The 8,624-nt window shown below is 71.7% G+C and carries 11 protein-coding genes; 2 read left to right on the top strand and 9 right to left on the bottom strand.

The annotated features are described in order from the left end of the window. Positions 1-89 precede the first annotated feature (89 nt). Genes otnI through fabA form a run of 3 tightly spaced genes read right to left on the bottom strand, consistent with a single transcriptional unit; the run spans position 90 to position 2,722 of the window. Positions 90-899, bottom strand: a complete 810-nt coding sequence (otnI, locus tag VJ693_RS18570) for a 2-oxo-tetronate isomerase (RefSeq protein WP_324156573.1) — start codon at positions 897-899, stop codon at positions 90-92. Between the two features lie 36 nt (positions 900-935). Next, positions 936-2,156: a beta-ketoacyl-ACP synthase I gene (gene fabB, locus VJ693_RS18575; protein WP_324156588.1), complete on the bottom strand. Its 1,221-nt coding sequence runs from the start codon at positions 2,154-2,156 to the stop codon at positions 936-938. Next, positions 2,153-2,722 (bottom strand): 3-hydroxyacyl-[acyl-carrier-protein] dehydratase FabA, encoded by a 570-nt coding sequence (gene fabA / locus VJ693_RS18580; RefSeq protein WP_324156574.1) that lies wholly within the window; start codon positions 2,720-2,722, stop codon positions 2,153-2,155. Before fabA ends, fabB begins: the two co-directional genes overlap by 4 nt. Positions 2,723-2,912: 190 nt before the next feature. On the opposite strand from fabA, the gene hemP reads away from it, so the two are divergent. After that, the gene (hemP, locus tag VJ693_RS18585) at positions 2,913-3,125 is read left to right on the top strand and encodes a hemin uptake protein HemP (RefSeq protein WP_324156575.1); all 213 of its coding nucleotides are present in this window, start codon (positions 2,913-2,915) and stop codon (positions 3,123-3,125) included. 46 nt (positions 3,126-3,171) lie between these two features. Beyond that, complete coding sequence (locus VJ693_RS18590; protein ID WP_324156577.1) at positions 3,172-3,708, top strand: GNAT family protein; 537 nt, start codon at positions 3,172-3,174, stop codon at positions 3,706-3,708. 3 nt (positions 3,709-3,711) lie between these two features. Here the strand turns inward: VJ693_RS18590 and VJ693_RS18595 are convergent, their stop codons facing one another. From VJ693_RS18595 to VJ693_RS18620, 6 genes are all read right to left on the bottom strand, one after another. Next, positions 3,712-4,803: a S41 family peptidase gene (locus tag VJ693_RS18595; RefSeq protein WP_324156579.1), complete on the bottom strand. Its 1,092-nt coding sequence runs from the start codon at positions 4,801-4,803 to the stop codon at positions 3,712-3,714. After that, positions 4,800-5,264 carry a MarR family winged helix-turn-helix transcriptional regulator gene (locus VJ693_RS18600; RefSeq protein ID WP_324156581.1) on the bottom strand — a complete coding sequence of 155 codons (465 nt, stop codon included), beginning with the start codon at positions 5,262-5,264 and terminating at the stop codon, positions 4,800-4,802. The genes VJ693_RS18595 and VJ693_RS18600 overlap by 4 nt, the downstream gene beginning before the upstream one ends. Positions 5,265-5,342: 78 nt before the next feature. Then, positions 5,343-5,900: a histidine phosphatase family protein gene (locus VJ693_RS18605; protein WP_324156582.1), complete on the bottom strand. Its 558-nt coding sequence runs from the start codon at positions 5,898-5,900 to the stop codon at positions 5,343-5,345. Further along, positions 5,897-6,724, bottom strand: a complete 828-nt coding sequence (gene cobS / locus VJ693_RS18610; protein ID WP_324156583.1) for an adenosylcobinamide-GDP ribazoletransferase — start codon at positions 6,722-6,724, stop codon at positions 5,897-5,899. Before cobS ends, VJ693_RS18605 begins: the two co-directional genes overlap by 4 nt. Further along, a complete protein-coding gene (gene cobT / locus VJ693_RS18615) occupies positions 6,717-7,754 on the bottom strand; it encodes a nicotinate-nucleotide--dimethylbenzimidazole phosphoribosyltransferase (protein ID WP_324156585.1) in 1,038 nt (345 codons plus the stop codon). Before cobT ends, cobS begins: the two co-directional genes overlap by 8 nt. A gap of 8 nt (positions 7,755-7,762) precedes the next feature. Continuing rightward, positions 7,763-8,581 carry a cobalamin-binding protein gene (locus VJ693_RS18620; RefSeq protein ID WP_324156586.1) on the bottom strand — a complete coding sequence of 273 codons (819 nt, stop codon included), beginning with the start codon at positions 8,579-8,581 and terminating at the stop codon, positions 7,763-7,765. Between the last annotated feature and the right edge of the window lie 43 nt (positions 8,582-8,624).

The following is an 8,624-nucleotide window of genomic DNA, read 5'->3' on the forward strand; positions in this document are numbered from 1 at the left end:
GGCGCTGCGCGCCGAGCTGAATGACGGCATCGAGCGGCAGTTGAAGGGCAAGCGGCCGCTGGCGCAGCGGCGCGGGCGGCGCTAGCCGGTCAGGCGGCGCCGGGCCGCCAGCCTAGGCCGGCAGTCGTGCCGCCGGGCTGCGCGCCACGGCGCGGCCGGTACTCGCAGCCGACCCAGCCATCCCAACCGCACTGCGCGGCCACCTCGTCGATGACGCCGAACAGGTAGGCGTAGTTGAGCTCACCCACGTCGGGCTCGTGCCGCTCGGGCACGCCGGCGATCTGCAGGTGGCCGACGCGGCCGCTGGGCAGGTACTGGCGCAGCTTCATGGCCACGTCGCCCTCGACGATCTGGCAGTGGTACAGGTCCATCTGCACCTTTAGGTTGGGCGCGCCGACGGCCTGCACGATGCGGTGCGCCTCGTCCTGCCGGTTCAGGAAGAAGCCGGGAATGTCGCGCGGGTTGATTGGCTCGATCAGCACATCGCGCCCGACGCTCGCTGCCTGCGCCGCGGCCCAGGCCAGGTTGGCCTCGTAGGTGGCCTGCAGGCGCGCGCGCTCGGCACCGGCCGGCACCAGGCCGGCCATCACGTGCACGCGCGGGCAGCCCAGCGCCTCGGCGTAGCGCAGCGCCTGCCCGATGCCGCGGCGGAATTCGTCTTCGCGCCCCGGCAGGCAGGCCAGGCCGCGCTCGCCGGCGTCCCAGTCGCCCGGCGGCGCGTTGAACAGCACCTGCTGCAGCCCGTGCCCGGCCAGCAGCCCGGCCAACAGCGCCGGCTCGTGGGCGTAGGGGAACAGGTACTCGACGGCCTCGAAGCCATCGCGCGCGGCAGCGGCAAAGCGGTCGAGAAAGTCATGCTCGGGGTAGAGCATGCTGAGGTTGGCGGCGAAGCGGGGCATGGGGGAACGTGGGGCGGGCGTGGCCCGCCCGCTCCATCAGCCCGCGAAGCGCGTGAAGACCAGCGTCGCGTTGGTGCCGCCGAAGCCGAAGCTGTTCGACATCACCGTGGTCATCGGCGCATCGCGCCGCTCGCGCAGGATCGGCATGCCCTCAGCCGCCGGGTCCAGCGTCTCGATGTGGGCCGAGGCGGCGGCGAAGCCGTGCTCCAGCATCAGCAGCGAGTAGATCGCCTCCTGCACGCCGGCCGCGCCGAGCGAGTGGCCCGACAGCGACTTGGTCGAGCTGATCGCCGGCACGGCGTCGCCGAAGACCTGGCGCACCGCGCCGAGCTCGGCCAGGTCGCCGACCGGCGTCGAGGTGCCGTGGGCGTTGATGTAGTCGACCGGCGTCTTCACGGTGCTCATCGCCTGCTGCATGCAGCGCACGGCCCCTTCGCCCGACGGGGCGACCATGTCGTAGCCGTCGGAGGTGGCGCCGAAGCCGACCAGCTCGGCCAGGATGGTGGCGCCGCGGGCCTGGGCGTGGTCGAGCGACTCGAGCACCAGCATGCCGCCGCCGCCGGCGATCACGAAGCCGTCGCGCGCGGCGTCGAAGGCGCGCGAGGCGCGCTCGGGCTGGTCGTTGAAACCGCTGGACATCGCACCCATCGCATCGAACAGCAGCGAGAGCTCCCAGCTCTCTTCTTCGCCGCCGCCGGCGAAGACCACGTCCTGCTGGCCCCAGGCGATCAGCTGGCCGGCATGGCCGATGCAATGCGCGCTGGTCGAGCAGGCCGAGGTGATCGAGTAGTTGACGCCCTTGATGCCGAAGGGCGTAGCCAGGCAAGCCGAGACCGTGCTGCCCATCGTGCGCGTGACCATGAACGGCCCGACGCGCTTGATGCCCTTGGCCCGCAGCGTGTCGGCGGCCCAGACCTGGTTGTAGCTGGACGCACCGCCCGAGCCCGCCACCAGGCCGGTGCGCGGGTTCGACACGTGTTCGGGCGCGAGGCCCGAGTGTTCGATGGCCTGCTGCATCGACAGGTAGGCGTAGCCGGCCGCGTCGCCCATGAAGCGCAGCGTGCGGCGATCGATCATCGCCTCCAGGCTCAGGTCGGGCCGGCCGCTGACCTGCGAGCGCATGCCAAGCTCGGCATAACGCGGGTTGAACTTCAGGCCCGAACGGCCCTCGCGCAGGCTGCCAAGCACCTGCTCCTTGTTGTTGCCCAGGCTCGAGACGATGCCGTACCCGGTGACGACGACACGACGCAGCATCAGAAATCTTCCGTCGAAGTGAACAGCCCCACCTTCAGATCGGTGGCCGAATAGATCTCGCGCCCGTCAGCGTACATGTGGCCATCCGCAATTCCCATGACAAGCTTGCGCTCGATCACACGTTTCAGGTCGAGCCGGTAGCTGACCTTCTTCACAGTCGGCAGCACCTGGCCGTAGAACTTGACCTCGCCGGCACCGAGCGCGCGGCCGCGCCCCGGGTTGCCACGCCAGCCGAGCCAGAAGCCGACCAGTTGCCACAGTGCATCGAGCCCCAGGCAGCCCGGCATCACCGGGTCGGCCTCGAAGTGACAGCCGAAGAACCACAGGTCGGGCTGGATGTCGAGTTCGGCTTCGACCAGGCCCTTGCCGAAGGTGCCGCCGGTGTCGTCGATGTGGACGATGCGGTCCATCATCAGCATGTTGGGCAGCGGCAGGCGGGCGTTGCCGGGGCCGAAGAGCTCGCCGTGGCCGCAGGCCAGCAGATCGTCTCGGCTATAGGCATGGCGGCCCAGGTCGCGTTGGCTGCTGCGTGCCACGGGGGTCGTGAGGGGCTTGTCTTCGGAAGGCATGTTCTTGTCGATCAGGGCTCGTGGCAAGGCACCGGCCGGCGCCAGCGTCAACCCACGATTGTGCCCGTCCGCAGGAACCTGCGAGACCGGCCCAAATCAAGTACGGGGTACGACGGCACGTGCAGAATGGCCTTGAGCCTCTTGGGGCTATCTACATGCAAATGAGAATCGCTCGTAATAAGATTCGATCATGCCTGTTCCGCTTCCTCCCCCTGGCCTGCCCGAGCCGCTGCCCGCCGACCCGCCGGCCATCGTCGCCCCCGTCACCGCCTCGTCGGCCGGCGGCCCGCAGTGGCGCAGCGAAGACCTCCTGGCCGGCACCGACGAAGCCCTGATCACCCACGGCGATCAGGTCTACCGCCTGCGCCGCACCGGCACGGGCAAGCTCATCCTGACCAAGTAGCCCGGCTTCCGCACCAGACAGGAAAGAGAAGCGAGAAGCGCCGCCCATGCTTCTGCCCCACCTGCCCGGGTTCACGGTTCGCCCGGTCCGTCTCGACGATGCCGCCGACTGGGCCCGTTATGCCTGCCTGCCCGAAGTGAAGGAGTTCACCAGCTCGACGGCCACGACGGTCGATGACGTGCTCGCGGTGATCCAGCGCACGCTGGCCGGCGAGGCCACCTCGCCCATCCACTTCGCGCTCGTTCCGCAGGGCGGCGACACGCTCGTAGCCACCGTCGGGTTTCACACCATCTCGGCGCTCAACGGCACGGCGGAGATCACCTACGACGTCGCGCCGGCGCACTGGGGCCGGGGCATCGCCACCGCCGCGTGCCGCGCAGCCACGCTGTGGGCCTTCGAGGTCAAGGGCTGGCACCGGGTGCAGGCCACGACCGTGCTGCCGCATCTCCGGTCGCAGCGGGTGCTGGAGCGCTGCGGCTTCCGGCGCGAAGGGCTGGTTCGCCACTTTCGGCTGGTGCGCGGTGTGCCGACGGATTACTGGCTCTATTCGGCCATCCCCGGCGACGTTCGACCTGCGGACTGAGGATCAGTCGAGATCCGCGATGCGCGCAGCGATGCGCAGCTTGACCGCCTCGTCGGGTTCGCTGGCCAGGCGCGCTTTCAGGATCTGCGACTGCGCCGCATTGAGCGCGTCGTCGGCCGCCACCTTCAGGTCGGGCTCGACGCCGACACCTTCCCAGTTCGTCTGGGTGATCGGGCTCAGCGAGCGGCTGCTGGGGATGAAGGCCGCGAAGTGGTCGCCCAGCCGGCGCAGCTCGCCGGGGTGCGCGCCGCCACCGGTCGCCTCGCCGACGAGCGTGGCGCGCTTGAGGTTCTTCATCGCGTAGCTGAAGTCTTCGGCGGCCGAGAAGGTGTCGTGGCTCGTCAGGATGTAGAGCGGCCGCTGTGCGCCGTAACGCGGGCCGGTGACCTGCTCGCTGGTGTGGACCTCCTCGGTCACGCGACCGTCCCGGTCGACGAAGTCACTCAGGTGGGTGCGCCGCTCGACGAGGTAGCTCGCGACGGCCGCCACCGAATGCGGGGCGCCGCCCCGGCAGCCGCGCAGGTCGATGATCAGCGCCTGGGTGTCGCCCAGCAGTGTCATCGCGGCGGCCAGGCGGTCGTCGGCTTCCGGTGACAACACGGTCAGCTCGAGGTAGCCGATGTTGAACGGCAGCCGCTGCACCTGCTCGAAGCCGTAGTTGAGGCGCTGCATCTCGGCGCGGTCCTGCGGCGACAGCGTGTCGTCCGCCGCCTCCGTAACATCGGGGGGCACCACCCGATCGCTGTACTCGACGCGCAGGTGGCGGTCGTGAAGCAGGGCGCGCATGTCGGCGGTCAGCACCTCGGCCAGGGCCTCGGCGCTGGTCGTCGCCGTGTAGTGCGGCAGGCGCTCGCGCAGGCGTTCTGCCAGCGCGCGTGCCTTGTCGGGGAAGACGTAGTGCGCGTTCAGCGCTGTGATCAGCGCATCGACCACCGTGCGGGTGGTGGCCGGGTCGATCGGCCGGTCGCGTTGCGCGGGCCCGCCCGAGGCCCGCGCGATCAGCAGCGACAAGGTGCCGCGCTGCTCGCAGGCCGCCACGCCGGCGGCCATCACGGCGGCCGCCGCGGCAACGATGACGGGGGTCTTCTTGTTCATGATGTCAGCGTCGTTTGTTCGGAGATGCGTTCGGCGAACGGGTGCCGCTCCAACGCCGCAATGGCTTCGGCGAGCACCTTGGACAAGGGGTACGGCAGTTCGGCATCGAGCGCGTTGGCGGCGTGCTGCGTCGCCCGCCAGCACGCCTGCAGGCGTGGCAGCAGTGACCGGCCCTGGCCGGTCAGGCGCACGAGGCGCTGGCGGCCATCGGCGTCGCCGGCCTCGGCCGACACCAGCCCCTCCTTGACCATCAGCGCCACGGTCTGCGTCGCCGCGGGCTGGGTCATGCCCGCCTGCCGCGCGATCTGCCCGATCGTCAGCGGCTCCTGCGCGATCAACGCCCGCATCACCGGCGTGTAGCGGGGCCGGTAGGCCAGCCCGGCGCGCGCATAACTGTCGGCGACGGCGCCATCGAGCAGTTCGATCAGGTGGCGCAACTGAGTACCCAGTCCACGGTTCATGCAGTCATAATATTCGCGCTTATATAACTTGGCAAGTTTTTCATGGCAACCGGCGTCCTGGGTGACCCAGCGGCGCCTTCAGGCGTCAGCCGCTGGCGACCTGGCCGCCAGCGGCAGGCGCTCGCCGTAGCGCGGCGCGCGGGGCCACTCGGCAGCCCGCGGGGCGCGCCCATCCGGATGCGCCTCGGCCCAGCGCCGCGCCAGCAGCCAGCCGCCATGGCTGACGACGACCCGCGCCGCACCAGGCTGCCAGCCCGCGGCGCGGGCCAGCAGCGCGGCCAACGGCTCGCCACCACCCGGCGCATAACCCGAAAAGTCCGCACACCAGGCGTCGATCTCGGCCGGTGCGATGGCCCCCCATGCCAACCCATCCCAGGCGCCGAAATCGAGCTCGGCCAGTGCCGTGTCGATGCGGTGGACCCAGCCCCAGCGGCGCAGCCAACGGCCGACCGCCGCGCAGCGCCAGGCCGGCGAGGTGACGACGATGCGTGGCAGGCCCAGCGCGCGCGCCGTGCGCTGGATGCGCCGCGCCACGCGCTTGGCGCGGCGCGGGTCGACGTCGAGGTCGCTGCGCGCGCCGATGCAGCGCCCGGCGGCCCCGTGCGGTTTCGGGTGGCGCCAGGCGAAGACGCTCACCCGGCGACCTCGGCGGCCAGCACCAGCAACACCGCCAGCTCGGTGAGCTGCTCGGTGGCGCCGAGCGTATCGCCGGTGTAGCCGCCGAGCCGGGGCCGCAACCAGCGCCGCATGGCCCACAGCACGAGCGCGGCTGCGGCCAGTGCCACGCCGGCCCGCGCCGGAGCCAGGGCACCGGCCCACGCCAAGCCGGCCGCCACCACCATCGCCCAGCCCAGCGCCACGCGCCACTCGGCCGGCCCCACCGCGGTGGCCAGCGGCTTGGCCTTGGCATGCTCGGCGTCGCCGGCATAGGGCAGGCCCGCCATCAGCAGCACCGCCGTCGCGCGGCCCCAGGCATGCGCGAGCACGACCGCAGCCGCCGCTTGCGCCGCGCCCTGCGCGCACAGTGCGGCCATCAGCGCCGTGCGGCCGGCCAGGGTGAGCACGAGTGCCGCGGCGCCGTAGCTGCCGATGCGCGAGTCCTTCATGATGGCCAGCGCCCGCTCGCGCGATACGGTCCCACCCAACGCATCGAAGGTGTCGGCCAGGCCGTCTTCGTGGAAGGCGCCGGTGATCACCACCGTCGCGACCAGCGCCAGCAGCGCAGCCACGGTGGGTGGCCACACGGTGGCCGCGGCGGCCAGCACCGCGGCGCCCAGCGCACCGACGAGGGCGCCGACCAGCGGGAAGTGGCGTGCCGAGCGGTTCAGCCACGCCGGCTCGTACACACCGCCAGGCGAAACCGGCAGGCGGGTCAGGAACTGCAGTGCGACGAGCAGCAAGCGCCACTCGGCGACCAGCCACCCCGGCGGCGCCACGCGCGGCGCGCCGCGCTCAGGCACCACGCTCGCTGACGCCAGCCGATTCGAAGCTGGCCATCTCGTCCAGCAGCCGGCAGGCCGAGGCGACCAGCGGCCAGGCCAGCGCCGCGCCCGAGCCTTCGCCCAGCCGCAGGCCCAGATCGAGCAGCGGCTGCACGCCGAGCGCCGCCAACCAGCGCGCATGGCCACTCTCGGCCGAGGCGTGGGCGAAGACGCAGCGCTGCAGCACGGCCGGCGCCAGCGCCGCCGCCACGGCCACGGCGGCGGTGGTGATGAAGCCGTCGACGACGATGAGGCGCCGCTCGGCCGCGGCCTGCAGCACGGCACCGGCCATCGTGGCGATCTCCAGCCCACCGAACGCCGCCAGCGCATCCAGCGGCTCGGTGGCCCGCGCATGCAGCGCGAGTGCTTCGCCGAGCACCGTGAGCTTGCGGGCCAGGCCGGCATCATCCAGGCCGGTGCCGCGGCCCACGCAGTCGGCCAGCGGCAGGCTGGTCAGGCGGCTCATCAGCAGGCTGGCGGCAGAGGTGTTGGCAATACCCATCTCGCCCAGCAGCAGCACGTTGCCGGGCAGGCCGCGCAGCAGCGCGGCGCCGCGGTCGAGCGCGGCCTCGCACAGCGCGCGCGGCATCGCCGGGCCGCGGCTCGAATCGGCCGTGCCGGCCGCGAGCTTGGCGTCGACCAGGCCGGGGCGCGGGCCGAACTCATGCCGCACGCCGCAGTCGACCACCGTCAGCGCCAGACCATGCTGGCGCGCCAGCACCGAGACGGCCGCGCCACCGGCGAGGAAGTTCTCGACCATCTGCCAGGTCACGTCGCTCGGGTAGGCCGAGACACCGCGCGCGGCGATGCCATGGTCGGCCGCGAACACGACCAGCTGCGGCGCTTCGAGCCGCGGGTGCCCGGTACCCTGGATCAGCGCGAGCTGCAGCGCCAGCGCCTCCAGCCGGCCGAGCGCGCCGAGCGGCTTGGTCTTGTGGTCGATGCGGTGCTGCACGCGCGCGGCCAGCGCGGCGTCGTGCAGGTCGCTCAGATTTAAGGGTGCGTTCATGTTTTACGTTAGCGTTCGACGGAAGCGGCCCAGCCGGCGAACAGGCGATGGAGCTGGTCCAGCCCGTCGGTCAGCGCGGCCGGGCCGGGCTGCAGGATGTCGCAGGACTTGATCTCGTGCAGGCGGCCGTCGCGCACCGCCGGCACGGCTTGCCAGCCCTCGCGTGCAGCCACCTTCTCGGGCCGGAACTTCTTGCCGCACCACGAGCCGACGATCAGCTCGGGCGCGCGGCGCGCCGGCTCCAGCGCATCGGCGATCACGCGGTCGCGGCCCATGCGCTGCGCAGCGAGCTCGGGGAAGACATCGTCGCCGCCGGCGATGCCGATCAGCTGCGAGACCCACTGGATCGCGCTGATCATCGGCTCGTCCCACTCCTCGAAGTACACACGCGGCCGGCGCGGCCAGCCGCGCACGGTGGCGGCCATCGCCTCGAAGGCCTGCTCGCGTTCGGTGATCCACGCCTCGGCGCGCGCGTGGGCGCCGACGAGGCCGGCCACGAGGCGCAGCGTCGCGAAGATCTCGGCCACGCTGCGCTGGTTGGTGACCAGCACGTTCAGCCCGGCGCGGATCAGCTTGTCGGCCAGCGCGGCCTGCATGTCGGAGAAGCCGATCACCAGATCGGGCTCGAGCGCGACGATCTTGTCGATCTTGCCGTCGAGGAAGGCCGACACGCGGGGCTTCTCGTCGCGCGCGCGGCGGGGCCGCACGGTGTAGCCGGAGATGCCGACGATGCGCCGCTCCTCGCCGAGCAGGTAGAGCCACTCGGTGGTCTCTTCGGTGAGGCAGACGATGCGCTGGGGGCCAACGGGCGGAGTCGGGGTGGTCATGGCATGGGCTCGATCAACTGGTGAGGTGCTGCAGCACGCCGGG

The sequence above is a fragment of the Ideonella sp. genome (genome assembly GCF_035254525.1).
Classification (GTDB): Bacteria; Pseudomonadota; Gammaproteobacteria; order Burkholderiales; family Burkholderiaceae_C; genus Ideonella.